This window comes from Paenibacillus sp. JT31N7, from assembly GCF_059692095.1.
In genome coordinates this window covers 525,336-549,242 of the sequence record NZ_JCAUAT010000003.1, presented here as the reverse complement: position 1 = coordinate 549,242, position 23,907 = coordinate 525,336, and the positions used below count along the sequence as shown (strand labels likewise).

The 23,907-nt window shown below is 53.8% G+C and carries 23 protein-coding genes and 1 riboswitch; of the genes, 2 read left to right on the top strand and 21 right to left on the bottom strand.

Annotation, left to right across the window (positions count from 1 at the left end; all coding sequences use genetic code 11):
- Nucleotides 1-54 precede the first annotated feature (54 nt).
- From kapB to AC58P5_RS17090, 6 genes are all read right to left on the bottom strand, one after another.
- Nucleotides 55-453 carry a kinase-associated lipoprotein KapB gene (gene kapB / locus AC58P5_RS17115; protein ID WP_497388521.1) on the bottom strand — a complete coding sequence of 133 codons (399 nt, stop codon included), beginning with the start codon at nt 451-453 and terminating at the stop codon, nt 55-57.
- A gap of 19 nt (nt 454-472) precedes the next feature.
- Nucleotides 473-835 carry a thioredoxin family protein gene (locus tag AC58P5_RS17110; protein ID WP_497388519.1) on the bottom strand — a complete coding sequence of 121 codons (363 nt, stop codon included), beginning with the start codon at nt 833-835 and terminating at the stop codon, nt 473-475.
- A gap of 116 nt (nt 836-951) precedes the next feature.
- The gene (locus AC58P5_RS17105) at nt 952-1,485 is read right to left on the bottom strand and encodes a hypothetical protein (protein ID WP_497388517.1); all 534 of its coding nucleotides are present in this window, start codon (nt 1,483-1,485) and stop codon (nt 952-954) included.
- A gap of 159 nt (nt 1,486-1,644) precedes the next feature.
- The gene (locus AC58P5_RS17100) at nt 1,645-3,261 is read right to left on the bottom strand and encodes an ABC-F family ATP-binding cassette domain-containing protein (protein WP_497389104.1); all 1,617 of its coding nucleotides are present in this window, start codon (nt 3,259-3,261) and stop codon (nt 1,645-1,647) included.
- A 105-nt stretch (nt 3,262-3,366) separates the two neighbouring features.
- Nucleotides 3,367-5,310: an ABC-F family ATP-binding cassette domain-containing protein gene (locus tag AC58P5_RS17095; RefSeq protein WP_497388515.1), complete on the bottom strand. Its 1,944-nt coding sequence runs from the start codon at nt 5,308-5,310 to the stop codon at nt 3,367-3,369.
- Nucleotides 5,311-5,419: 109 nt separating this feature from the next.
- Nucleotides 5,420-6,508 (bottom strand): M42 family metallopeptidase, encoded by a 1,089-nt coding sequence (locus tag AC58P5_RS17090; RefSeq protein WP_497388513.1) that lies wholly within the window; start codon nt 6,506-6,508, stop codon nt 5,420-5,422.
- A 552-nt stretch (nt 6,509-7,060) separates the two neighbouring features.
- Nucleotides 7,061-7,196: riboswitch (cyclic di-AMP (ydaO/yuaA leader) on the top strand.
- 5 nt (nt 7,197-7,201) lie between these two features.
- Here AC58P5_RS17090 and AC58P5_RS17085 point away from each other — a divergent pair.
- The gene (locus AC58P5_RS17085) at nt 7,202-7,993 is read left to right on the top strand and encodes a CAP domain-containing protein (protein WP_497388511.1); all 792 of its coding nucleotides are present in this window, start codon (nt 7,202-7,204) and stop codon (nt 7,991-7,993) included.
- A gap of 522 nt (nt 7,994-8,515) precedes the next feature.
- On the opposite strand, the gene AC58P5_RS17080 is transcribed toward AC58P5_RS17085, so the two are convergent.
- The 11 genes from AC58P5_RS17080 to AC58P5_RS17030 all read right to left on the bottom strand — a co-directional run bounded on the left by AC58P5_RS17080 (nt 8,516) and on the right by AC58P5_RS17030 (nt 20,008).
- Entirely contained in the window at nt 8,516-8,806 is a 291-nt protein-coding gene (locus AC58P5_RS17080; protein ID WP_042228061.1) for a Dabb family protein, read from the bottom strand.
- 73 nt (nt 8,807-8,879) lie between these two features.
- Entirely contained in the window at nt 8,880-11,030 is a 2,151-nt protein-coding gene (locus tag AC58P5_RS17075; RefSeq protein WP_497388509.1) for a DUF6382 domain-containing protein, read from the bottom strand.
- 30 nt (nt 11,031-11,060) lie between these two features.
- The gene (locus tag AC58P5_RS17070; protein WP_497388507.1) at nt 11,061-11,579 is read right to left on the bottom strand and encodes an A24 family peptidase; all 519 of its coding nucleotides are present in this window, start codon (nt 11,577-11,579) and stop codon (nt 11,061-11,063) included.
- Between the two features lie 13 nt (nt 11,580-11,592).
- A complete protein-coding gene (locus AC58P5_RS17065) occupies nt 11,593-12,231 on the bottom strand; it encodes a hypothetical protein (RefSeq protein WP_497388505.1) in 639 nt (212 codons plus the stop codon).
- Nucleotides 12,232-12,268: 37 nt separating this feature from the next.
- On the bottom strand, nt 12,269-14,533 hold the full coding sequence (locus AC58P5_RS17060; protein ID WP_497388503.1) for a hypothetical protein: 2,265 nt from the start codon (nt 14,531-14,533) through the stop codon (nt 12,269-12,271).
- A 38-nt stretch (nt 14,534-14,571) separates the two neighbouring features.
- The gene (locus tag AC58P5_RS17055) at nt 14,572-15,549 is read right to left on the bottom strand and encodes a TadE/TadG family type IV pilus assembly protein (protein WP_497388501.1); all 978 of its coding nucleotides are present in this window, start codon (nt 15,547-15,549) and stop codon (nt 14,572-14,574) included.
- Nucleotides 15,550-15,577: 28 nt separating this feature from the next.
- Complete coding sequence (locus tag AC58P5_RS17050; protein WP_042228068.1) at nt 15,578-15,787, bottom strand: Flp1 family type IVb pilin; 210 nt, start codon at nt 15,785-15,787, stop codon at nt 15,578-15,580.
- 37 nt (nt 15,788-15,824) lie between these two features.
- Nucleotides 15,825-16,694: a type II secretion system F family protein gene (locus tag AC58P5_RS17045; protein ID WP_497388499.1), complete on the bottom strand. Its 870-nt coding sequence runs from the start codon at nt 16,692-16,694 to the stop codon at nt 15,825-15,827.
- A 4-nt stretch (nt 16,695-16,698) separates the two neighbouring features.
- A complete protein-coding gene (locus tag AC58P5_RS17040) occupies nt 16,699-17,631 on the bottom strand; it encodes a type II secretion system F family protein (RefSeq protein WP_497388497.1) in 933 nt (310 codons plus the stop codon).
- Entirely contained in the window at nt 17,628-18,884 is a 1,257-nt protein-coding gene (locus AC58P5_RS17035; RefSeq protein ID WP_497388495.1) for a TadA family conjugal transfer-associated ATPase, read from the bottom strand. The genes AC58P5_RS17040 and AC58P5_RS17035 overlap by 4 nt, the downstream gene beginning before the upstream one ends.
- Nucleotides 18,881-20,008 (bottom strand): P-loop NTPase family protein, encoded by a 1,128-nt coding sequence (locus tag AC58P5_RS17030; RefSeq protein WP_497388493.1) that lies wholly within the window; start codon nt 20,006-20,008, stop codon nt 18,881-18,883. The genes AC58P5_RS17035 and AC58P5_RS17030 overlap by 4 nt, the downstream gene beginning before the upstream one ends.
- Nucleotides 20,009-20,353: 345 nt before the next feature.
- On the opposite strand from AC58P5_RS17030, the gene AC58P5_RS17025 reads away from it, so the two are divergent.
- Nucleotides 20,354-20,824: a TspO/MBR family protein gene (locus AC58P5_RS17025; RefSeq protein WP_497388491.1), complete on the top strand. Its 471-nt coding sequence runs from the start codon at nt 20,354-20,356 to the stop codon at nt 20,822-20,824.
- A gap of 7 nt (nt 20,825-20,831) precedes the next feature.
- Here AC58P5_RS17025 and AC58P5_RS17020 read toward each other — a convergent pair whose 3' ends face one another.
- The 4 genes from AC58P5_RS17020 to AC58P5_RS17005 are packed head-to-tail and all read right to left on the bottom strand — an operon-like array spanning nt 20,832 to nt 23,893.
- Complete coding sequence (locus AC58P5_RS17020) at nt 20,832-21,878, bottom strand: SAM-dependent methyltransferase (RefSeq protein ID WP_497388490.1); 1,047 nt, start codon at nt 21,876-21,878, stop codon at nt 20,832-20,834.
- Between the two features lie 3 nt (nt 21,879-21,881).
- Nucleotides 21,882-22,646 (bottom strand): ABC transporter ATP-binding protein, encoded by a 765-nt coding sequence (locus AC58P5_RS17015; RefSeq protein ID WP_103994883.1) that lies wholly within the window; start codon nt 22,644-22,646, stop codon nt 21,882-21,884.
- A gap of 42 nt (nt 22,647-22,688) precedes the next feature.
- The gene (locus AC58P5_RS17010) at nt 22,689-23,021 is read right to left on the bottom strand and encodes a cyclic-phosphate processing receiver domain-containing protein (RefSeq protein ID WP_497388488.1); all 333 of its coding nucleotides are present in this window, start codon (nt 23,019-23,021) and stop codon (nt 22,689-22,691) included.
- Nucleotides 23,021-23,893, bottom strand: coding sequence for a deoxyribonuclease IV (locus AC58P5_RS17005; RefSeq protein ID WP_497388486.1), 873 nt, complete (start codon nt 23,891-23,893; stop codon nt 23,021-23,023). The genes AC58P5_RS17010 and AC58P5_RS17005 overlap by 1 nt, the downstream gene beginning before the upstream one ends.
- Nucleotides 23,894-23,907: the final 14 nt, after the last annotated feature.

The following is a 23,907-nucleotide window of genomic DNA, read 5'->3' as shown; positions in this document are numbered from 1 at the left end:
ATTTACGCTTGTCAGGTGTTTCTCATCGCTTGATAACCTGCGCGGCCAACAGGATTACTGCGGGAAATATTCGCGATGCAGCTCTTCCAGCTCCGCAATGGAACGTCTGGCCCACTCTTCCGTCTGATGCAGCATGTTCAGCTCGCGTTCGAGAGCCTGCTGGAGCGAAAGGGTGTAATCCGGAACATTCCCGTGGTAGGCGTGGATGCTAGACAGCGGCATCAGCGCAATTTCCTGGAAGGCCAGCGCGCGGCGCTGATGAAAGAACGGGACATCCCCCTGCTGCGGATTATGAAGATCCCCTTGCGAAGGATGCTTAACGACCGCGAGAACCTGAACGGCCGCTTTTATATTGGACGGCGGCTCCACGATGCGGCCTATATACTCCCCAGTTTTGTAAGATGCTATGACCAGATCACCGACAGAAGCCGTGCTTTCGTTTCTATAGTTCATAAGTGGATGCTCCTCTCTGTTACGGAGTATTTTCCGGAAAATCCGACGATGCGACGATCCTCAAATGCTGCATGCCTGTCAAATAACGAAGTTCGGCCAGCAAATAGTCCACCGATTTCACGGCGTAAATGAATCGTACGGCAGTTCCCTTCTCTACCACCACTATACAGGGGATGGACGAGATTTTCCACTTTTGCACGGACGCCCCCGCGTAATTCGCGTTGCAGGCTTTAAGCGGCAGTTCCGGCTCGATCGTCAGGGCTACGTCCAACATCCGTCCGGCGACTTTGCAAGTTCCGCAAAAAGGGGTATGAAAAAATACGGCGAACGACTGTTTTTCTTTCAAAGCCTGTTCGATTTGCTCATCGTTCCATTCCTGCATGCCAATCTCCTTTCCGTAAAAAGCCGTATTCCGGCAGCAAGGCTCCGGGATTATCGAGTAGTTCCCGTTCCCGGGAGCGCAGAAGCCCGCGCAAAAAAAGCGGACCCGTTGCGGGTTCAGAAAGTATGTTTGTCCCTGAGCACGGACAGCGACAATAACGTATGTTCAAGAAGCCCTTCGAAGTCGTCGAGATGGCTTTCGTTGACCTTGCGGCCGAATTCAAGCAGAACCTCATTGTGCCAGCCTTCGTTTTCGAAGCCGAACACGTAAGAAAGCGTCTGGGTGATGAGCGGCCTTCCGCTCCAGATCGATTCCAGGGAGGATCCGACCGCGGGGCAGTCCCGTGAGGGATCCCCGATAAGGAATCCGAATCTCACCGTCAGCGTGCAGCCCGGCTCGGCTCCTTTGCGGCTCAGCAGCTCCGCCGCCAAATCTTCCAGCTCAGCCGCCAGATGAAGCTCCGCCCACGGAGAAGACGTGTTCTCTTCGCCGCCGCGGAGGACAAAACGGATCCGGTAATGGCGGCCCAGGCTGGACAGATCCATGACGTCCGACCGGTTCGTAACCAGAATCTCGCCGGAGAGATCCAAATCGTAGACCGCTCCTTCCAAGACGACTTTTAAATTCTCATAAACCGTCGGATCAAACATACGCGGCAGCTCCTTTTTCTATGTTTTTGTGTTCAGGCAACGCGGCAGCGGCAATCGGAAGTTCCGGCCAATCCCGCTTCTCCGGAGCGCAGCAAAGGCGCCCGGATGATAAACATCCAAGCGCCTCTTCTGTGTATCCCGTTCGCAAGCCTCTGCTATTTAAGCGTAATACTCTTCACGCAGACGGCGTACATCTTCATTTTCCAGATATTCATCATAAGGCATCATCCGGTCAATCACACCTTTAGGCGTAATTTCGATAATGCGGTTGGCAACCGTCTGAATGAACTGATGGTCATGGGACACGAACAGCATCGTGCCGTCAAAGTCGATCAGCCCGTTGTTGAGAGCCGTAATGGACTCGAGGTCCAAGTGGTTCGTCGGCTCGTCAAGGATAAGAACGTTGGCGCTTGCGAGCATCATTTTGGACAGCATGCAGCGCACTTTCTCGCCCCCGGACAAAACACTCGCTTTCTTAAGAGCTTCTTCACCGGAGAAAAGCATCCGGCCCAGGAAGCCGCGGATAAACGATTCGTCCTGATCTTTGGAATATTGACGCAGCCAGTCAACGAGGTTCATATCCACACCCTCGAAGTACTGCGAGTTGTCTTTCGGGAAATAAGCCTGGGTCGTGGTGACGCCCCATGTATAAGTGCCTTCATCCGCTTCCGTCTCGCCCATCAAAATCTGGAACAGAGTCGTTTTCGCATGTCCGTCCGGACCTACGAAAGCGATTTTGTCGCCTTTGTTCACGGTGATGGAAACATTGTCGAGAATTTTCTGGCCTTCAACGGACTTGCTGACACTGTCAATCGCCAGAAGCTGCTTGCCCGCTTCCCGCTCCGGCTTGAAGTTGATGAACGGATATTTGCGGTTGGAAGGCTTGATATCGTCCAAAGTAAGCTTCTCGAGCTGTTTCTTCCGGGATGTCGCCTGCTTCGATTTGGAAGCGTTGGCGCTGAATCTCGCGATGAACGTTTCGAGCTCTTTGCGCTTCTCTTCCGTTTTCTTGTTCTGCTCTCTGGCAAGCTTTAAAGCCAGTTGGCTGGATTCGTACCAGAAGTCGTAGTTGCCGACGTACATCTGAATTTTGCTGAAGTCGATGTCCGCGATATGCGTACAAACCTGGTTGAGGAAGTGACGGTCATGGGATACCACGATGACGGTGCCTTCGAATCTGGCCAGGAAGTTCTCCAGCCATTGGATCGATTCGAGATTCAAATGGTTGGTAGGCTCATCGAGCAGCAGAATATTCGGGCTGCCGAACAAGGCCTGTGCAAGCAGGACGCGGACTTTCTCGTTGCCGTCCAGATCTTTCATCTTCTGGTCGTGAAGCTCTTTCGGAATGCCGAGACCGATCAGAAGCTCGGCCGCGTCGGATTCCGCCTGCCAGCCGTCAAGTTCGGCGAATTCGCCTTCAAGCTCGCCCGCACGGATACCGTCTTCTTCGGAGAAGTCCGATTTCGCGTAGAGGGCGTCTTTCTCTTCCATAATCTGAAAGAGGCGCGCATGGCCCATCATGACTGTTTTCAGAACATCGGTTTCATCGAATTCGTAGTGGTTCTGCTTCAGAACCGCCATACGCTCGCCCGGAGCGATATGAACATCGCCTTTGTTGGCCTCAATTTCGCCGGACAAAATTTTCAGAAACGTGGATTTTCCCGCCCCGTTAGCGCCAATCAGGCCATAGCAGTTGCCGGGAGTAAATTTAATATTAACGTCTTCGAAAAGAGCGCGTTTGCCGTATCTAAGCGTTATATCCGTTACAGTGATCATAAGTGCGGTTAACCTGCCTTTTTGTAGAATCACGGCTTCTTCCAAGCCAATTCTTTTTAGTATACCATAAAAAAGGGCTCCCCGCTCGGTATTGCGGGAATGAGCTTACTTGCCGCGCTCGATTTCCTCCACAAGCTCCGAGAGAACGGTCCATCGTTCCATGGCCTGCTCCAGTTCTTCGCCCGCGGCAATCTCCTCGGCGTACAGCTCCTGTACGCGGCCGTAGTCGCTTCCGGCTTTTGCGATATCGCTCTTGATCCGCTCCAGCTTCTCTTCCAGCGCCGCGATGCGGTCTTCGATCGTATCCCATTCCTTCTGCTCGTTGAAGGAAAGTTTTTTCTTCTTGGCGCGTTCCCCGCCAGATTCTGCTCCGCCGGCGGAAGGAACGGACGATGCGGAGGCTTGGGTCTGGGCTTTTTCTTTGGAGGCGGACTTAAGCTCGGAGTCTTCACGCTGCTGTTTGAGCTCCAGGTAATCGGAGTACGTTCCGATATACTGTTCGATTTCCCCCCCGCCCGTAAACGAAAACAGATGGTCGGCGGTTCTGTCCAGGAAATAACGGTCATGGGATACCGTAATGACGGCGCCCGGAAACTGCTCCAGATAATCCTCCAGAATAGACAAGGTTTGGATATCCAAATCGTTCGTCGGCTCGTCAAGAAGGAGGACATTCGGCTCTCCCATCAGTGTACGCAGCAGATAAAGCCGGCGCTTCTCGCCTCCGGAAAGTTTTCCGATCGGCGTCCACTGGAGATTCGGCGAGAACAGGAATCTTTCCAGCATCTGCGCCGCCGTGATGCTCTCCCCGTCTTTGGTGCGAATGACCTCGGCCGCCTCCCGGACATACTCGATGACACGCTGCTTGTCATCCATCTCCACGCTTTCTTGTGTGTAGTAGGCAAGCTTGACGGTGCTTCCCCGCTCGATTTCGCCGCTGTCCGGGCTAAGGCGTCCGGCAAGCATGTTCAGCAGCGTCGATTTGCCGCTTCCGTTGCGGCCGATAATGCCGATCCGGTCGTCCGGCAGCACAATGTAGCTGAAATCATGGATGAGTTCATGACCCTCGTAGCCTTTGCTCACCTGCTTGAGCTCGATGACTTTGCGTCCGAGGCGGCTGCCCGCCAGCGCCATATCGAGCTTGGCCGCAGGCCCGTCGACTTTGCGGTCGCGCAGCTCCTCCGCCCGTTCGACGCGGGCTTTCTGCTTCGTCGTGCGGGCTTTCGCGCCGCGGTGCAGCCAGGCAAGCTCTCTGCGGAGCAGATTGCGGCGCTTGTCTTCGCTGGAGGCTTCCCGCTCCATGCGCTCGGCCTTTTTTTCCAGAAACGTCGTGTAATTGCCTTCATAGCTGTATATGCTTCCGCGGTCGAGCTCCAGAATGCGGCTGGTCACTCGCTCCAGGAAATAGCGGTCGTGCGTGACGAGCAGCAGAGCGCCTTTCCATTTGCTTAAAAATTGCTCCAGCCAGTCCACCGTCTCGTTGTCGATGTGGTTGGTAGGCTCGTCGAGGATAAGCAGGTCGGCGGGCTGGATCAGCACGCGGGCCATCGCGACACGCTTCCGCTGGCCGCCGGACAGCTCGCCGACAGGCTTGCCGAATTCCGTGATGCCCAGCTTCGTCAGGACTGTCTTCGCCGTTGTGCCGGCCTCCCAGGCGTCCAGCTCGTCCATTCTCGCCTGCACCCGCATCAGCTTCTGCTGGACAGCCTCGTCCTCGGGGCTGCTCTCAAGCGCCGCAAGCGCCTGCTCGTAGTCGCGGAGCACCTTCATAAGCGGCGTTTCTCCGTAGAAAACCTGCTCCAGAACCGTTGAACGTTCATCGAACTCAGGCTGCTGCGGCAAGTACTCCACCCGGAAGTGATTGGAATGAACGATCGATCCGGAGTCCGGCTTTTCCAAACCGGCCAAAATTCTCAGCAGGGAAGACTTGCCGGTGCCATTGACACCGATCAGGCCGATCCGCTGCTTTTCCGAGATCGTAAAGGAAATATCGTCGAAGAGAACTTTCTCTCCGTAAGTTTTTACTAGATGTTCGGCATGAATAATACTCATGAGTTCCTCCGTCCTTAAGCGGTCGCGCCAAATGAATCCGGCTGCCCTCATGCCCGCCGTTCGGCGTTTTGGATGAGACCAGCCGGATGTACAAATCGAGTTCGCCGAATTAAACCGGGCTGACCGGATTTTCCGGCTGTCCGGGGTCGCTAGCTGCTGCGGCCGGATGCAAGATATATTGCAGCAGAAGAGAAGCCGTTCCCGCGATGGCGTCCACATGCGTGCGTTCCATGCCATGCGAGGCATGAACGCCCGGTCCGATCAGCGCCGCACGGATGTTGCTGCCTCCGCGAAGAGCCGCCGAAGCGTCCGAACCGTACTGCGGATACACATCCACTACGTGCCGGATGCCGGAATGTTCGGCGAGGCGGATAAGCTGAGAGGTCATCGCGTAGTCGTAAGGACCGCTGGAATCTTTTGCACAGATGGAGACGTCCTGCTCGGTGCAGGTCAGATCGTCCCCCATGGCTCCCATGTCGACGGCAAGGAGCTCGTCAATGTCGGCCGGGATGTAAGAAGCCCCGTGGCCGACTTCCTCGTAAGTGGTCAAAATGATTTTAACGGTGCAGGCCGGTTCGATCAGCTCGTTCTTTAGAAGATCCATAAGCGCGAACAAGGCGGCCACGCTCGCTTTATCGTCGAGATGACGGGATTTGACATACCCGTTCTCCAGCATGCGAACCCGCGGCTCGAAGGAGACGAAATCCCCGACACGAATTCCCAGTTTCTGCACCTCTTCGCGATTGAAAGCCAGTTCGTCCAGGCGCACTTCCATATTCTCCTCGACGCGCTTGTGGTCTCTCGCATCCGGAAAAACGTGAACCGAAGGCTTGGTCGTTAAAATGGTGCCTTCATAGCTGAGTCCCTGGCGGGTATGAACGCGGCAGTACTCGTTTTCGATGGCGGCCATCATAAAACCGCCCACCGATGTAAGGCGCAGACGCCCGTTGTCCTTGATGGACCGGACCATCGCACCGAGCGTATCCACATGGGCCGAGAGCCCGATCGTGTAATCGCTCCGTTTACCCGGAATCGTGATGATGCCGCAGCCTTTATTCGTCAGTTCCAGCGTATAGCCAAGCTTCTCGGTTTCCGCCTTCACTTTATCCATAATGTGATGGGTGTATCCGCTCGGACTCGGCGTTTGCAAAAGCATGTCCAGCACTTCGAGCAGATACGTTCTGTTTACTTGCTCCATAAACTCAACCTCTCCTTTTTTAACCCGGTGCGAGTAGTGTCGCCCAATCGAACCGTTTAGCGGCATTCTCACCGCCTGAACGGCGGCCGGTTTCCGTTTGTGAGCGCTATGTAAAGTCTTGCTTCTACTTAATACCCCGAAACTCCCTCTATCCATCAGTCCTAAAACAAGCGTCAGTTTTGACTTGCGTGCATCAATTTTCACTCGCAGATAGGCGATGGTTTTATTTTCATGGAAATTTTTGCCGAATACCTTCATTTTAGAAGGAACTCTCCGGTTTAGTTTCTTGCAATATGATTGTAAAACCGGGTTCGGATTCCGAAATTTCCAGGCGGATTCGGCGTGCATTCAAAAGCGCCTCTTACAGGTGATACTACACTGTTTCCCCTCTGTTTTCAAACGATAAACCCGTTTAGCGGAAAACAATCCGGCCGTTACTGGAAAACTTTGAGCGGTGAAATCTAGCAAATCGCATGCTAGGATTAAAAGGCTTCTTCCGGGACGGAGCGCAGCACAGAGCGTCATGCCTGCTGCTCTTCTCAGGCGGAAAGCAAAAAAACAAGGCCGAAGCTTCTACGGAAGCACGGGGGAACCCATTTTTGGGGTGAAGCCATGATGTTCATGGCCGGGTGATTGCTCTTTGACCCGAATCCGTCAGCTAACCTCGCAGGCCGAAAAAGGAGAGATTCTAACTTGAAATCTATCAAAAAAGCAACTCTCGTTGGTGTTTTTGCCCTTACGTCCGTTTTCGCTACAGGCGCCGCATCCGCCGCGCCATGCAACGTTTCCGGCGGAGACACGCTTGCTGCTCTTTCGAACAAATACGGCATTGATCTCGCCTCTCTTCTCACATCCAATCCGCAGCCCAATAATCCGAATTTCATTTGGAAAGGCATGCAGATCGTCGTACCGGCTGCACCTCCCGCCGCGGAAAAACCGTCTGCCGAGACGCCGGTCGCACCTGAAAAGAAACCGGAGGCCCAGAAGCCTTCCGCACCTGCGGCAAAACCGAGCGCTCCCGTGAACACGACGAAACCGACAAAACCGACAACCAAGCCTTCCGCACCGGCTGCTGCTCCGACACCGAAACCGGCTGAAAAACCGGCCGCTTCCCAATCGGAATATGCGGATCAAGTCGTAACGCTCGTGAACCAGGAACGTGCCAAAGCCGGCTTAAAACCGCTTGCTTCCGACAGCGCGCTTGCCGCGATGGCACTGGATAAAGCGAAGGATATGTACACAAATAACTATTTCGATCACAATTCTCCAAAGTACGGATCTCCATTTGATATGATGAAATCTTATGGCATCTCTTATACGTATGCAGGCGAAAACATCGCCAAAGGACAGCGCACACCGCAGGATGTCATGAATTCCTGGATGAACAGCCAGGGTCATCGTCAAAACATTTTGAGCCCGAACTTCACAAAAATCGGAGTCGCTTACTACAACGGCGAATGGGTTCAAGAATTTATCGCGAACTGATTGATTTTGTAAATGCACAGATGCAAAATTTAAATTAAGGCAATAATTTTATCATACGATCCAATCTAAATGCAGCTATGTACATCGGCCGTTCCTTAAATGGAACCGGCCGCTTTTTTTTGCGTAAAAGGCAGGCTGTAAGGAGCCAAATGCCTGGGTCAAAAGTAAGGAGTCGTCATAATGATGCAGGCGTTGGGGAAACTAGGCTGGACGATTTTTTGAAGTAACGCACCTATAAAAAACAATCTATCCATCGCAAACATTAAGATCAGGGGATTCTGTAGTAGAGCTATGATCATTATACGTTATTTTTATATTCTTTCAGATAACAACCTTACTGTGGCATTAAGCTAATCGGAAGGAGAGTTCCGCCGTTGAATGACATCGGAACAAAGGAATTCGCTCACCTTGAGATGATGATCATGACTTTCACGTCGCTTGTACTGTCGGCGGCTAAAACTATAAAAGAACCCGCCGCGATAAACGGCAAGTTCTTACGGATATAACTGATTTTTTGAAAAATTAGCTTTCAAAGTCTACGCATGGAGCAACGCCGTCTTTGGCTTCACCCATATAGGCGAGCACATCCTGATGGACGGGGTGCACATTGTATGCTTTGAGGTCTTCAAGAGAGTTAAACTTGGTGATCAAAACCAGATCATAAGAGCGTTCGGAATGGATTACATCCGCCCCTACTTCGATATGCAGCAGTTCGGAAATTTTACCTTCCATGTTTTGAAGTTTGGCTCTTGCTTGTTCCACGGACTCCGGGCTGCGGTCTTTAAGCTTGAAAAACACGACATGTGTAATCATTGGGCATTCTCCTCTTTCCCGTTTCTTCAACAACCTGTCCATTATATCATTAACGTTACGGGACCGGAACACATCAGCAGGTTCTGAAGCTAAATTCGGTGTGAATGATCCGCACGATATCACCGTCTTTCAAAGCGACCATTTGGTAAGGAATCAGCATCCCGTCGTTTAAAAACGTACCGTTTCGCGAGCCGAGGTCTTTGACCGCGTACCCTTCCGGCGTCCGTAAAAACTGCGCATGAATCCGCGAGATTCCCAGCACATTTTCGATATAGTCGGCATCCCCTTCACCGCGCCCGATTATAAAAGAATCCGTATCGAGCAGAATCGTTTCTTTACGCCCTTCCCGCATAACTTCGAGTACGGGATGACGGAACTTTGCAGGTGGCGGTGCTAACTCTGCTCCGAGAAAAACCGTCTCGTCTGCGGTCGTCACCGCAGATAAAGGAGGAGCCAGGAGCGTCGTACGTTCGCCCAAACCGGCGTAGTACTGCTCAAGCGACACCGGCTCCCGTTCAGCCGCAGGCGGATACAGGCTGCTGCCGGGGGGTGCCGCTTCTTTCGATTGGCTGGTACGGCGGCGGGGAAAGCCGATAGCCAGCAGAACGTAAGCGGCATCCAGCGCCAGCAGCGTCGCTCCGCTGCTGATATACAGCAGCGGGGACCCGGGAGCGCTGAAATAAGCGTTCCAGATCATCCCGATGATCAGGAATGCGCCTCCCAGCGCGAGGATTTTGCCGCGGGACCCGCGAAGCGGTCCCGCAGGGGCAGCCGCTCCCGCGGGCGCGGAGTGCGCTGGGGGCGCTGTATGCGACTGCGGCGCTGCGTGCGATTCGGCATGCGGCTGCGCCGGGGTTTGCCCGGCCGTCTGCACGCCGGAACCGGTCCGCCGCCGTCTAAGCGGCGCCACCGCAGCAGGCGGCGGCACGATTGACGCAGCCGCGATTGGAGCTGCCGCAGCAGAATCATCGAAATCGCGGTCATTTCGCTCGTCCCGTTGGGACCGAGAAACGCGATTACCCCCCCATGTTCCTGACGGAGCTGCGGTATGCGGAGCTTCAGTAGGCGGATCAGGCGTTTCGGGAACAGCAGGAGTTACCGCAGCCCCCCTTGCGGAAAAGCGGGTTACATCAGCGCCGACCGCCGCGGGTGAACCTTTTGCAAAGGAAGCTGAAATCGAGGCCGCACCGGAAACCCCAGCGGAAACGATTTTGCCCGGCAAGACCGGTTGCGTATAGCCCGAAGAGGCAGAAGCCGTACAATCCGGTCCGATAGTCACAGGATAATCGGTCCCGTCCGCAGCAATTTGTTGGCGTCTTTGGATAAACTTCTCTGCGGCACCGCGCGGCGGCTTCCGTTCTATACGACTTTCATGCCCAAGCCTTCGGGACGGCCCGGCCCCGCCTTGCAGCATATATTCGCTCTCTCCTGGCAAATAACCGTCACCAGCATCGTTACTTTGTCTGTGAAGCTGCAGCGGTTCCGTCTCAGGAATATTTTGCCCTGCTTTCTCCAAAACAGAAAGTGCCTTCCCCCTTCGTTCACTGAAATCCGCCGGGCTCTGTATGCCTGAATCCGGAAGAGTTGAATTCCGAATAAGCGAGACCACCTCATCCCCTCCTTCCCCGCCGTCAGTTCTAAAACTTTGCTTGCTCTCGCTTATTTCCAGATATATTCTCCTTTTGAAGTCTTGAACGGAGAAATTTCCATGCTCACAGTACTTGGCAAGTCTCTCGAGACTTCCGCTCGCTTCGGCCGGCAGCCGGTTGTTTAAGTCACGAACAAGCGCTCCCCACCTGTCGGAGGCGGGCACAGCCGGAATTTCCTTTAATGGAAGGCACAGCAGCGAGACGTCCGCCCAACCTCTTTCGATGTAAATGTAATTTTTGTCCACCACAAATCGGGATTCGGTCAACATATAATTGCCGCTATCGCTCACACAAGCCGCCGCTTCGTGCAGCAATTGTAGACACCCGGCGAGATCGGGACTGTGCTCCTTTAGAATAGAAGCCAAAGACCGTCTGGAACCCAGGTCGTAGAGCAGCTTAAGCTGACCTCCGGTCTCTTCTGTCTTCAAATTCAGCACCCTGGGTATCGGATATTCTTGAATCATCTTCAGCTGCAAAGGTGCCAGAAGTTCAAAGGTCAGCCCGTCTTCCAAGCCCACTTCCAGCCATCTTCCTTGTGATAACCGCATGCTTGCCTGCAATCCGAACAGTTCCATAGCTACATCCTTTCGCTTTCCTGAGGGGAATCAGTTAAAAGCAAAGCTTCCATACCAATAAGCAGCCACAACCCCCGGCAGTACCGCATACATAAAAGGAAACCGCAGCTGATCCTTTTGTTTCAGACTTTTCCAGAACGACAAATCTTTAAGAAATAAAAACATGGCCACCCCGCCGAATAAGCGGCCTAGTCGTTTGATTCCTCCTTTCCTCCCAAGAAGCAATCCCAAGCCGATCGCTCCCGCGAACAATAATGAATAAAGCGCGCACGTAAAAACGTAACCCCCGCCCGTTAAAGCTCCTATTGCCCCGAACAGTTTCACGTCTCCCGCACCGAGCGCCCCTGCCGCATACAAGATAAAGAGCGCAAAAAAACCGGTCATGCAGCCCGCCAGAGAGAAAACAAGTCCGCTCCAGCCATTTGTAAGCAGATGATACATTATTCCGGTGCCAGCACCTGCAGCAGTCAACACGTTCGGAATAATCGATTTTCGTACATCGGCTGCAAGCGCGGCCAGAATAAGAAGAGAAAGCAGCAGCTCCTCCATGGTCATGTCTCCTTTATGCGCCCAGCCAGACCCGCTCCAGCGCTTTCTTTTTCAAAACTAACGTTCGGTTGAAAAAAGGAACGGCAAGGGGAAAATCATAGGTGACTTCAAATCCGAGATAAGCCCGCTCCCGGTTCGTTAAACTGGGTAGTGTCACCCCGCTGATGCGGAATCGTTCCTTCTTCAGAATCCGTTTGTCCGCAAAACTGTACACAACCGGTTTCATGGCATCACGCAGTGCCGAGCTTGCCGCTTCCTCTGCCCCATCCACACCGTTTGCGCCCGCTTGGCGGACCCACGCCAGAAGCCCGACCACCGGATCCGGAATGTATGCTTCAACGGAGTCGATAAATTCCCCCGCTTGCGCGGCTTTTTCTCTTAAGCTTTGAAGAGTATCGACTACATTCTGCACCCCTGATGCAAGAGTCGTCTGATCGAAAGTTTCCTTGCCCTGTCTGTACAGCACTTCCGCCGGATAAATCCCCGCGGCCAAAACCTTCGTAGACTCGCTTACCGCAGACCGCAGCGCCATATCAGCTACCGCTATTTGGATGCATACGATAAGAGCGACGATAAATCCGACGAACATCGGCAAAATGAGTGCCGCCTCCAGCACCATTCCCCCTTGCTCGCTTTTTCTAAAAATGTACATACGTCTCGCTCCCGTCCTGTTCGGTTCGCGTATCTCCCTAATACGCCAAATCCGCACGACTGATAAAACGGCACCGGTTTTCTCTTACTTCGCAGGAAGAAATACCCGTCCCGTTCATCAGCTTCATTACCCCCGGCAAAAACCATAAGGATACGGAGGATTCGGCAGACCCCTGCATGTAAGTTACAGCGTTGTCTAATGTTCGTTCTGTATTCAGCTCGATCAAGGATTGAAGGCGTGCCAAAAGGTTTGTGTCACTGCTGTGCAGGAAAAGAAATATCCGCAAATAGTCTTTATAAGTGAAAGTAAACAAAGGATTCGGCAGTTTGCTTGATATCGGGACTGCTTTTCCTTCAGTTAAGCTGTCCATATCCGCCACTGCTTTGACGGCTGCCTCGGCCGCGCTGACCAGCAGTACCAGCAATGGAGATCCCGCCTGAAGCAATTCGTTTTTTGGGTCCATCAATTCTTCCACCATCCGAACCGCAAAGCGGAAAGCGAACATTTCCCCGTAAGCCGATGAAATGTTTTTGGCACAGGAATTAAATCCGTACAGTAAATACTCGGCTTCCTGACCGGGAAGTTTATGGCCGGACGGTTCGGACAGCGCATGAAGAGGCTTTGTCTGCCCCGATCCGTCCAATTCCCGTCCGTACGTTCTATAGTTAAACTGAGACAAGGCATATTCGTTTACGAATAGCTCATTGCGGATATTTCCCCCCGCTTGGCCAAGCCGCTCCAGTAAACTCATGGCATGCTGAATTTCCGTGTCAGGCTTGCCCTCCAGGTCGTATACCGGACTGCCGCCGGCATTCGAAGAGCTCTCGTTTAAAGTCATGTATTTTCGGTATAACCCCTCTTCTCCTTTTCCCTCCAAAATCTCGTAAAAAGACGTAACCGACCCAGCCGTCTGATCCGTGCCGCAGTCTCCCATGGCCTGCTTAGCCCGATCTAAAGCCGCCTGTATGTTCGAACGCTGCTTTTCTTTTTCTTTGCGGATATTCTCGTTTCGCTTGTTTCGCTCCGTTTCAATGGCAAGCTGTTTCTGGTAGGTTTCGTCCATTCGGGCCTGGTAGGCGTCGTTTGCGGCGTGTATCTGCTGAGCGTTGGCATTCGTGAACAGATTGGTGCTGCCGATGCTGCTGCGAAAACCGCTGAATAAAGCCGCGCTTGCAGCGATTCCCGTCTGATAGTTGCGGAAATCGTCTTCACTAAGAAGTTTCAAACTTTTAAACGCTTCGAAAGCTTTAAGTTCATTTCCCGTACCCGCTGATAAGCGTTTCAACTCCTTATTCAACTCATCATTTGCTTTCTTCGCTTCGCCGAGCAGCTCTTGAACGGATTTTTGCAGAATTTGCACCTTCTCGTCGTCACGGACGATTTCAAGCTTGGTTTCCGCCAGAAGTGCGGTGTATTTCAAAATATTTTCAAGCAGCGCCTTGAGATCGGAAAGCCTGCTTTGCAGGCCGGTCAGTTGGTCCTGAAGGGAACGAATGCTGTCCATCATTCCTTGAATGGCGGCGGCCGCTTCCGGTCCTGCCGCGGCAGCGGCTGCAATGGAGCCGTTCAAACTTGAAATGGAGTTCGAAAGCGTGCGGATCTGTTCTTCCAACGTTTTGATTTGCGACCTCACCTCGTCCGCAGTGTTTAAACCGATCAGTTCCGAGAGACGGTTCAGCTCGGTTATTGTTGCCCGGTACGTATGGTGCCGGCCGCTCAGCTCTTCCTTCAGCTTGACCGTTTCCACCCATGCCCGATCGAGCAACTCTTCCCGCTTCGCAAGCAGTTTTTCGATTTTCTCCGCTTCTTTGGCGTATGCCGCGCCGTTTGCCATCGTTTTGACGGCACCGGGTTTTTGAAGCTTATCCGTTATCTCCAGCACGAATTCGATCGGTGCCGCGTATTTCATGTGTTCAAGAATTTGTTCTTTAAACACCGTGTGATTGGCAAGCGTGTATAGAGAGGTCAGTGACTTTGCCCCCACTTCCGGCTTAGTATCCAGCATTTTATAAAAAACACCATTCGAACTGCCGGAAAGATTTTCTTTGTATATCGAGCTGAACAGGGATTCCGAGCTTTCCAGCTCTTCGGTGAGTCCGAACAGTCCGTATTTTTGAAGCTCGGGATCGAATGCGGACAGAACGGATCGGATCGCAGCCCTTGCGGCCGTATCCGCTTCTCTTTCAGCTGCCTTGACCCGTGCGAAATCAATCAGAACCGCTTGCAGAAAAAAGATGGGCACGAGAATAATGATCAAATAAATAGAAACAGCACCCGTCTCGGAGTTGTAGAAGCTTCTCAAAACACGGTCCTTTCCGGGCAGCCGAAGCCGCCCTTGATTTATTCGTGCAAAATGACGGAAATGCCGTTTTGAGCCAGCTCCCGCTGGATGGCTTGTGAAGGCGCTTTTCCCGACTTGGTTTTGAAAAAGTGCCATACGATCCCCTTAACCTGTGTCCCCTCCTTTTTCAGAAGGACGTCTTTGCGCATTTGTTCCTTAAGGTTCTTCTCATTAAACGTGTAGAAAGCAAGATGCGCCGTGCCTCCGGCATCTAAAGCGTCAATCGTTCTTTTATCTCCCTCCGGGGTAATTACTTCCGTTTTTCGTCCGCTGACCAGCTTCCGGATATAAGCGCTTGCCTGCGCTTCGCTCGTGATTGCGCTTGTCGGAGGGATAGCATCGGCTGCGGGCTCGGTCAGCACTTCCCTGGCTTTTGAAGCGGTAATACGGTTCTTAATCGCGGGGATGTAGCTGCGTGTCAAATCAACGGTCCGTATCAGTTCAACTGGGTCCACTACGTGGGAAGCGCCTTGACCCGTCACTTGGTCGCGTATGATGCTTCCGGGCAGAAAGGAACGCGTTCGGAAAGGCGCTTCCAGCTCGGCCGAAACTTTCCGTTCCCATATATGATTCACGTACGACATCGAGCCTTGGGCTCCGGCCGGAAGGAAAGCGGCCGCACGCGACAATTTACCCGCTGGACCACTTCCTCCCGATATGCCCGGCACTTGGACAGTAGAAGATTTTCCGCTGTAGCCGAAAATGCCGAGAATGCCGTCCTGCGTTAAACGCCAGTAGAGCCCGTCACCGGCTCCCGGTGTAAACGCTCCCGTAATGGGATCTTTGCGGCTGTTATTCCACGAGAACGCGGCTCGTTCGGAAGCGACTCCTGCTTGCTGCTGCAGAGCGACCCGATTGTATACAAACATGCCGAAAATGATAAGGGTTAAGGTAATTAAGATCACCACCGGAAACAGCAGGGTTCCTTCCAAGGTAAAATTACCGGCTTGAGAACGGAATAAGCGAATCGGGCTCACATACTTCCGTAATTCCGCGAGCTTCTTGCTACGGTGTTTTAATGGCATCATCGCTTTTGGAATTGTTGAATTCCGTGTCCGCTTTACCAATCAGTTCATTGAACCATTTAATAATCCACTTCCGGAATATAACGGCTACGGCTATGAGTACGGCGACAATAAGCAAAATTTCAAGCGTGCCCAGCCCTTCTTCATCGTTCCAGAAACGGATCATGGACGTTTGTAATCGGTTTTTCATTGTGTATGACCTCCCAAGAAATGTGGATCGGTTTCCGTCATCCGTTTATGGACAGGACGGCCGGTGAAGCAACGATAATCATGACAACCAGAAAGATAGCCACCATCGGAAACACCAGCTTCGAGGACGCTTCCTCGCCCAGCTTGCGGGACTCCGCCTTGCGGCGGTCCCATAATTCCTTCGCGAGTGAACGCAGGGCAACCAGAAAATCTTCTCCTCCCCTCCGGTAATTCAGCAGAATCGTCGTTGTGAACAGCGCCATTTCCTGCATGGCGCACCGCTTGCTCAAATCTTCGAGCACTTTGGGAAGCGAAACATTCATCTCCAGCTCACGCACCGCCTGCCCAAACTCGGCATGAAGCGGAGATGCCGCTGCCAGCGATCCATCCACACTGCGGATCAGCGCCTTCTGGACGGTTTCTCCCGCATTAATGAGCAGAATCATCTTGCTCAGCACTTCCGGAAGCTCCAGAACAATCCGGCGTTTTCGCAGCCTGATTTTCTGATCGAGCTGTCTTAGCATGAGCAGAGGAGTCAACCCGGCACCCAGCAGACCAAGGAGCGAGACCGCGGGGTCTCCGCCTCCCGCAATGCCCAGCAGACCGCACAACAGAAGAACGAGCAGTGCGGTCAGGAGCATGTCCCCCATCATAAGCTTGGTCATAACCAGCGTATCCTTGTGACCGTAAAGCGTCCGGATTCGCTGCATAATCCGGACGCCGGCATCCGGAAAACGCTCCATGGTTTTGAATCGTTCGACCGCATACAGACCTGCGGGAGCCAGCTTTTTCATATGCAGCGCACAGGGATAGTCCGTCCTCACATCTTTAAAACGCCTGGAACCCAAGACGTACAAGAGCAGCAGCACTAAAAACGAACCCATACTTAAACACATCAGTACAAGCATGTCGTCACACCTTTATGTCCATAATCTTGCCCGTCAGCCACAAGCAGCCTCCCAGAGCAAGCAGCCCTCCCGTCATAATCAGAGGGCCCGCACCACTGTAAAGAGGTGCCATATAGTCGGGGGAGCTGAAGCTTAGCACCGCGACCATACAGACGGGAGCGGCAAGGAGAACGCGCGATTCCAGCTTTTTCTGGGCCACCATAACCGAAATATCCTGCTCAATGTCCAGCTTATCTCCGATAATGCCGGCAGTTCGGCGGATGACCTCAACCAGGTTGCCTCCCGTCCTCTTGCAGGTCGTGAATACATCAGAAAAATTCGTAATATCGTCGCACTGTGCCCGCACCGCAAAATCCGTAACGGCATGTTCAATCGGCTCCCCGTTGTCTAACCTCCTTACGATGATTTCGAATTCCCGGACAATCAGGCAGTTCGGATCAGGATAGAGCAGCTGAAGATCTTTCCATGCTTCGCGGAACGAATTTTCCACGGACCTTCCGGCTGTAAGAGACGTGGACATGCAGTAGAGAGCCTGCTTGAACTGAAGGATCAATTTTGCCTTCCGCCCGGTTATCAGCCGTACTTTGCGGAAGCGGGGAACGAGTAAGCCGAGCAGCGCGCAAAACAAGGCAAGCAGAGGCTCCTTGTAAAAAATAAACGCGATCCCCGCAAAAGCGAGTCCGGATAATCCCGAGGTCAGCACCATTTCCTGGCCCGTCATGCGGTAGCTGCCGTAATCCGTAAGACCCGCGGTTGCAGCGCGTGCCGGCTTTTTGCTTTCAGGAAGGGGGGCTTCTTTCCGAAACTGCCGCGCATTCCTCTCATGCCCGCCACTATCGCCTGCCTCCGGCAATTTCCGCCGCTTTCTTTTGTCCTGCGTCAATAAAACAAACCAAAGAATCAACCCGGCCAGACAGGCCGTAAACGGAAGCATCATGACGCCGCCTCCTTCTCATGGGCAATCCAGCCGGGAAGCTCCACTCCCGCCACGCGGCATTTCCAGCCGTGAACGAGCGGATTTCCCGTATAAACCAATTCCCCTTTCACTCTGCCGTTCTCATCCTCACCTTGGTCTTCAAACCGGAACAGCGGGTTCAAAAAGATTTCGCCATTGGCTAATCCGGCGAGCTCGCTGATCTCAACGACCTTCCGGGAACCGTCCCTCATCCGGGACAAATGCACCATGAGATCTAGGGCCGAAGCGATTTGTTTGCGGATAACCTGCACCGGAAGGTCCGCAGCGCTAAGCACCATCATTTCCAGACGGCTCAGCATATCGAAGGTTGAGTTAGAATGCCCGGAAGAAAAACTACCGTCATGTCCCGAATTCATAACCGTCAGCATATCCAGCGCCTCCGCTCCGCGGACTTCCCCGACAATAATCCGGTTCGGCCGCATCCTGAGAGAGGAACGGATCAGATCCCGGATACCGATCCCGCCCTTGCCCTCGGTGTTCGCGTTTCGCGTTTCCAGGCTCACAAGATTGGGGACCGTGCCGATTTGCAGTTCGGCCGAATCCTCGATCGTGATGATCCGCTCGTCCGCCGGTATTCCCTGGGACAGAGCATTAAGAAAAGTCGTCTTGCCGGAACCGGTGCCGCCTCCGATAAAGATGTTGTATTTCGCCTTCACAAAAACGCCGAGCAGCTCCCCTGCCTGCCCCGTCAACGCCCCTCTGGCGATCAGATCGCTCATGGCCAGCGGTTGTGCCGGAAACTTACGGATCGTCATCGTCGGGCCTTGAAGCGCCACCGGGGGGAGCACCACATTGACACGGGAACCGTCCGGCAGTCTGGCGTCTACGATCGGCGACATTTCATTCACGGTCCGGTTCACTTTGGCGACGATGGCCTGGATAATGTCCTCCAGCTTCTCTCGGCTCTCGAACCGGGCATCGTTCCGGCTGACCCGCCCGTCACGTTCGATAAAAATATCCCGATGGCTGTTGATCATAATTTCCGTTACGGACGCATCGTCGATTAAGGGCTGTAAAATATCAAGGCCGCGGTAGGAGTGAAAAATCCGCTGCACCATCTCCCACTTTTCGCCTGCCGTCAGCCGTCCGTCCCCGGTTTCCCGCAGCACCACCTCCTCGATCAATTCCATCAATTCTCCGTCCGAAGTTGAATGTGTCGGGTCCAGACGGGCGTTGACGGCTTCCTTGAACGTACGGACCCAGTCTTCTTTCACACCGCTTCAGCTCCCTCGGAAAACCTGCGTAAAATATGGCCGACCTGTGCGGCAAAAACAGGCTCGCCGAGCCAGACCGCGGGGTCCGAAACACTTTTCCAGGAAGGGATATAAGGAAGCGTTTCAAATATCGTAACGCCGTGCTCCTTCGTCATTTCGAAATTCCCTCCCGTATATTTGTTCAAAACAAACAAGCTTTTGCCCGCACAGATACCCATGGACTCCATAGACTCCAGGGCTTCCCGGACTTTCCGTGTTTTGTACAAAGCGTGCGAGTCCTCCGTAACCAGCCACATGACGAAGTCGCTGGCCTGTAGGGCACCTACGGTTCTCGGCTGGACGGCACTGTCCAGATCGAGCAGCAGAACGTCACAAATTCCGCTGTCCGCTATGCGCCGGATCAACCCGCTCACGTCCTCCGCCTGCAGCTCGTCCGCTTCCCGGATGTTCGGTAAAGGAGCCAAATAATCGAAACCGTACGCGGGATGGCGGCATTGAAGCAGATCCGCATAGTCCGCAGCCTTGTCCGGGGACTTCCTCCACGCATAGAGAAGCCGCGAAAAGGAATCCGGCGGGCCGTCCTCCATCAGCAGTGCGGAAGAACTTACCGCTTCCAGAGACATATACAGAACCTTCCGCCCCTGCGCAGCGAGCTGTGCGGCCATGTTCAGCGCGAGAACGCTTTTGCCGCTTCCTCCGAAAGCGGAATACACGGCGAGCACATTCGTACGGCCGCTTCGGAATGCGGTTCTCACGAGCTCGGGTTCGCCGGTTTGTTCGGCCGTGCGCAGCAGCAGATCTCTTAGCATCGCTCGAAGCGGCTGATAGCGGTAAATCCGGTTCCCTGCCGGCAAATCCCCGCATTCGGGGGTCTCCGACAATCGGTAAACAAGGCTCACATGCCCCTCCCCGAGACAGCGGTTTACTTCTTCATCCGCAATGCTTTCCGCAAGAAGGATCACCAGAGGCTCTCCCCTGTTCTCCTTCATAAGCAGTCCGGCGTGTTCGCAATGGGCAAACATCCGGATATCCACCCGGTCACGGAACTCCCCCTCCCGGATAAAACGTTCCATTGCGGACGCAAATTCCTTGTCGGGCTCGATCAAGATCAGCAGTCTTTTCATCTTTCAGCCTCCTTACCAGCCATTCCACTGTACGATCCCGCCAAGGATAAGCACCGCGCCGGACACGCCTGCGGCAAGCGCTATACGCCATTTGGTTTGCCGTGTCATTATTCACCTCGCTTATTACCGGAAAACAACACAAAAAAGCACCACTGACAGGGAAGAAACGTGTTCTTCCACATCAGCGGTGCTTCCGCTTTTGTGTATCCGGTTGTTTAATTACCGCTAATTATACCACAATTACCCAGCCGGTCAACGGTTATTTTTCTTTTTTTACAGGCATACCTGTCCCGCATTCCCATATACCTATACTAATGGACAAACAATCCGGGAGGGGGTGTCTTTTTGTTCTACCCATTTATGCTGGCCGCCGTAGTAACGTATGCACTCTTACTCTTATCCGCCGCTCTCTTTCCTGCCGATATACGGTGGTATTCTTCCGTCAAAAAGCCGGCATGGGCTCCTTCCGGGCAGCTGATCGTCAGCGCAAGAGGATTTATGCACGCATGTATGGCCGCTTCCGTCGCGCTTGTCTACGTAAAAACGAGCGGATTTCAAAACGTGGGGATCGCCTGGATTTTTGTTGTGATCCTCCATTATTTATCCAGCCAAGCCTACGGCTTTTTTCTTTTCAAGGCAAAAAGCTATGGACTGGCTTTGGCAGACAGCATGTTCGCCGCCCTTTCGGGCTGGTGGATGCTTATCCTAACGGCGCCTCTATCGAAAGAGGCCGCCTGGCTGCTCCTGCCTTATCTGGTCTGGAACTGCCTGACGACTCTTTTCACGTGGATCATCCAAATGATGAACGCCGAATGACTCCGGCTTATTTTTTGACGAAATAAAGCGTAAGCTCTTCGCGGTTGTGAAACAGCTGCTTCGCCTGCCGCAGTTCCAGTTGGTCTTCAAAATCCTGCTTCAGCTCTTTCACCGTCTGAAAGGGTTTTTTGTGCATCAGTTTCGCCGTGATGATGGCCGTCCCCCCGCTTTGAAGCGCGGGAAGGAGATCGAGGATAAGCCGGCTCATCTGCCGCGGGCTCCAGCTCATATCGCAGACGAGCAGATCGAACTCGTCCTGGCGCAACTTAACGTCCGCGGCATTCTTGCCGTGATACGTGAGCCGCGGGTGTTTAATGAGGCTCGGATGCATTTTGGCCGGGTCGATCGCGGTCACGTAAAGTCCCCGCTCCAGCAGCAGCGAAGTCCAGCCGCCGGGAGCCGCGCCGACATCGACTGCTTTGCGGAAATCCGCAAAATGCAGCCGGAACTTGCGCTCCGCTTCGAGCAGCTTGAATTTCGCGCGGGATACCTGGTTCTCTTCGCGCTGAAAGCGGATAGCGCCGCCGCTCCAGTCGGACAAATTTTCTTCCGGTACGGAGACCCCGGCATAAATCGCCTGAGGCCCGACGTAGACCGAAAGGATCTTGTCCGCATGGCGCACCAGCGTCTCGGCCCCGGTCGCCTCGCTCATCGCGATCTCGGAAGCCGCGCGGACATCGGAAGCGCCGTAAGGCACTTCCAGGCCGTCGGCGATTCTCACCTGGACCGCGCAGCTGCTTCCGACGTGCAGACTGCCGAGTTCGGACGCCAGTTCCGCGGCAGCCAGGATGTCCTCGTCCGTTCCGGACAAATCGCGCTCCTCCTGAACAGGCTGCATATGCCGCAGAAAAATCGGCTCCTGCGCCCGGATGGCCGCCGAGATCTCCTCCCAGCTTCCGGGCGCTTCCGCAAGAAACGTCTCCGTCGGAACAAGCGTCCGGAATTTCACGCCGGGTATAAGGCGCCGGACTTCTTCTTGGGCTTGCTGGGCGAACCCGCGGTTGGCCGTGCCGATGAAGCGGGCCGTGTTTGTAGTCGAATCATGTTCTGTCATTCCTTACAGCACCTTTATCCATGGTCTATTGCGGAACCACTCCACTTCGAGCGGAACCTGAAAAGCTTGGTAGAGATGTTCCGGCGTCAGCACTTCTTCCTTGGGCCCGGCCGCAATGATCCGTCCCTGTTCGATAAGCGCGACGTGCGTAAACATCGGGATGATTTCTTCGATATGATGCGTGACGTAAAGCACGGTCATCTCCTGATCGCTGAATTCGCGGATCGCCGCCAGCAGCTTCTCGCGTTCGTAAAGGTCCAGTCCCGAGCAGGGCTCGTCCATAATAAGGAGCTCCGGCTTCTGCATCATGGAACGGGCCAGCATCACTTTTTTGCGCTCGCCCTGCGAAAGCGTCCCGATCGACTGCATCGCGACATGCGGCAGTCCGATTCTTTCCAGCATGCCGATCGCTTTCTTTTTCACATCTTCGGGAATTTCCTGGTAAAAGCGCAGATAGGCGTACTCGCCGGTCGCCACCGCTTCCCACACCGTATCCGCCAAATTCATTTTTTCAAACAGGGACTGGGAAATATAGCCGATCCGCTTGCGGACTTCGCGCACGTCTACTTGCCCGTAGCGGTTGCCGAGCACTTCGACTTTGCCCCTGGAAGGAAACTGGTAGCCGTTCATAAGCTCAAGGAGCGTCGTTTTGCCGGAACCGTTCTTGCCCAGCAGAACCCAGTGCTCGCCTTTTTCCGCATGAAAAGAAACATCCTGTAGGATATGCCGTTCTTCGCGTATAAAATGAATGTCGTTTAAATGAATCATATCGCAGACTCCTCTCTTCTCTAGAAAAAATGGTTAAATGAGTCAGCCCCCGGCAAGCTCGGCCAATAAACCGGCAGGCGGAGGTCCCGGATGAAGAGAGGTTGTGGAAGGAACCGAAGCGTACAAAGCCTGGTACATCCGGTTCCGGCCTTCCAAGCTGGACGTGTGCAAATAAATGCGGGCCGGAAAAGTGCCGGTCCCGATCATCCAGGCTACGATGTCCCACCCGGATTCGTCCCAGCCCAAATCGTAATCGAGCGACAGGATATCCACCTCGCACTCCTGCAAAAGCAGCCGGCATTCCTCCACGCTGCGCGCAAGGGTAAAACCGGTCGGACATCTGCGCTGATCGTCCAGAAAAACGTGAATCTTCATCAGGTTTCCTTTCCCGCCGCCCCGGCTGTCTGTTTGACCAGCGCAATCTCTTCCCTGTGCGTACCGTCCGGGCCGCTTCCCGTTTCGAGTACAAGCGGTATATCCCGCACGATATCCGAAGCCAACAAGGATCTGAATCCTTCCAGGCCGATATATCCTTCGCCGATATTGGCGTGACGGTCCTTGCCGGAGCCGTAGGGATAGAGGGAATCGTTGAGATGCACAGCCTTCAAATGGTCGAAATACCCGAGCTCGCCGCCTCTTTGCTCGACCTCGTCCCAATCGTTCCCGTGCCAGAGTCCTGACGCAAACGCGTGACACGTATCCAGGCAGAACCCGATTTTGTCCGGGTAATCCGAAAGCTGTCTGATCCGGGCCAGTTCCTCCATCGTCGTGCCCATTTGGGAACCGCTGCCGGCCTGGTTTTCAAGCAGAAGAAGCGCGCTGCCCCGCCACTGGCTCAGCGTCTTATTCGTACATTGTATTATATTTTTATAGCCTTGTAACGGATCTTTTCCGGAAAACTTCCCGAAATGCACGACGAGCCCTACGGAACCGCACGCATCCACGATCTCCAGCGCATTGAGCATCGCTTCCACCATTACGTCCTGCTGGCCGCCTTCCGCGGCAGGATTGAGGGGATAAGGCGCATGCCCGATCGAAAGAAGGCCGTTTTCACGGGAATATTCCGCACACCGCCTGGCATCGCTCCAGTCTACGTTTGTTTTCAGAATCAGGCTGCGGGGATTTTTAGGAAAATATTGAAAGGCCCCGGCTCCGAGCGCGGAAGCGGTCACTGCAGCCCCGTAAAACCCTTTGCGGGTGCTGATATGTGCACCGATGTGAAGATCTTTTTTCTTTTTGGGCGCCACGGTTCTTCTCTCCC

Coding starts and splice junctions, on each gene's coding strand:
- AC58P5_RS17030 (WP_497388493.1), bottom strand. CDS start 20,008: ATGAAAAGACTGCTGATCTTGATCGAGCCCGACAAGGAATTTGCGTCC.
- AC58P5_RS17090 (WP_497388513.1), bottom strand. CDS start 6,508: ATGGAGCAAGTAAACAGAACGTATCTGCTCGAAGTGCTGGACATGCTT.
- AC58P5_RS17070 (WP_497388507.1), bottom strand. CDS start 11,579: ATGGAGGAGCTGCTGCTTTCTCTTCTTATTCTGGCCGCGCTTGCAGCC.
- AC58P5_RS17010 (WP_497388488.1), bottom strand. CDS start 23,021: ATGAAGATTCACGTTTTTCTGGACGATCAGCGCAGATGTCCGACCGGT.
- AC58P5_RS17075 (WP_497388509.1), bottom strand. CDS start 11,030: ATGGAACTGTTCGGATTGCAGGCAAGCATGCGGTTATCACAAGGAAGA.
- AC58P5_RS17080 (WP_042228061.1), bottom strand. CDS start 8,806: ATGATTACACATGTCGTGTTTTTCAAGCTTAAAGACCGCAGCCCGGAG.
- AC58P5_RS17050 (WP_042228068.1), bottom strand. CDS start 15,787: ATGAAAAACCGATTACAAACGTCCATGATCCGTTTCTGGAACGATGAA.
- AC58P5_RS17095 (WP_497388515.1), bottom strand. CDS start 5,310: ATGAGTATTATTCATGCCGAACATCTAGTAAAAACTTACGGAGAGAAA.
- AC58P5_RS17045 (WP_497388499.1), bottom strand. CDS start 16,694: ATGCTTGTACTGATGTGTTTAAGTATGGGTTCGTTTTTAGTGCTGCTG.
- kapB (WP_497388521.1), bottom strand. CDS start 453: ATGAACTATAGAAACGAAAGCACGGCTTCTGTCGGTGATCTGGTCATA.
- AC58P5_RS17040 (WP_497388497.1), bottom strand. CDS start 17,631: ATGATGCTTCCGTTTACGGCCTGTCTGGCCGGGTTGATTCTTTGGTTT.
- AC58P5_RS17105 (WP_497388517.1), bottom strand. CDS start 1,485: ATGTTTGATCCGACGGTTTATGAGAATTTAAAAGTCGTCTTGGAAGGA.
- AC58P5_RS17020 (WP_497388490.1), bottom strand. CDS start 21,878: ATGACAGAACATGATTCGACTACAAACACGGCCCGCTTCATCGGCACG.
- AC58P5_RS17015 (WP_103994883.1), bottom strand. CDS start 22,646: ATGATTCATTTAAACGACATTCATTTTATACGCGAAGAACGGCATATC.
- AC58P5_RS17065 (WP_497388505.1), bottom strand. CDS start 12,231: ATGTACATTTTTAGAAAAAGCGAGCAAGGGGGAATGGTGCTGGAGGCG.
- AC58P5_RS17100 (WP_497389104.1), bottom strand. CDS start 3,261: ATGATCACTGTAACGGATATAACGCTTAGATACGGCAAACGCGCTCTT.
- AC58P5_RS17110 (WP_497388519.1), bottom strand. CDS start 835: ATGCAGGAATGGAACGATGAGCAAATCGAACAGGCTTTGAAAGAAAAA.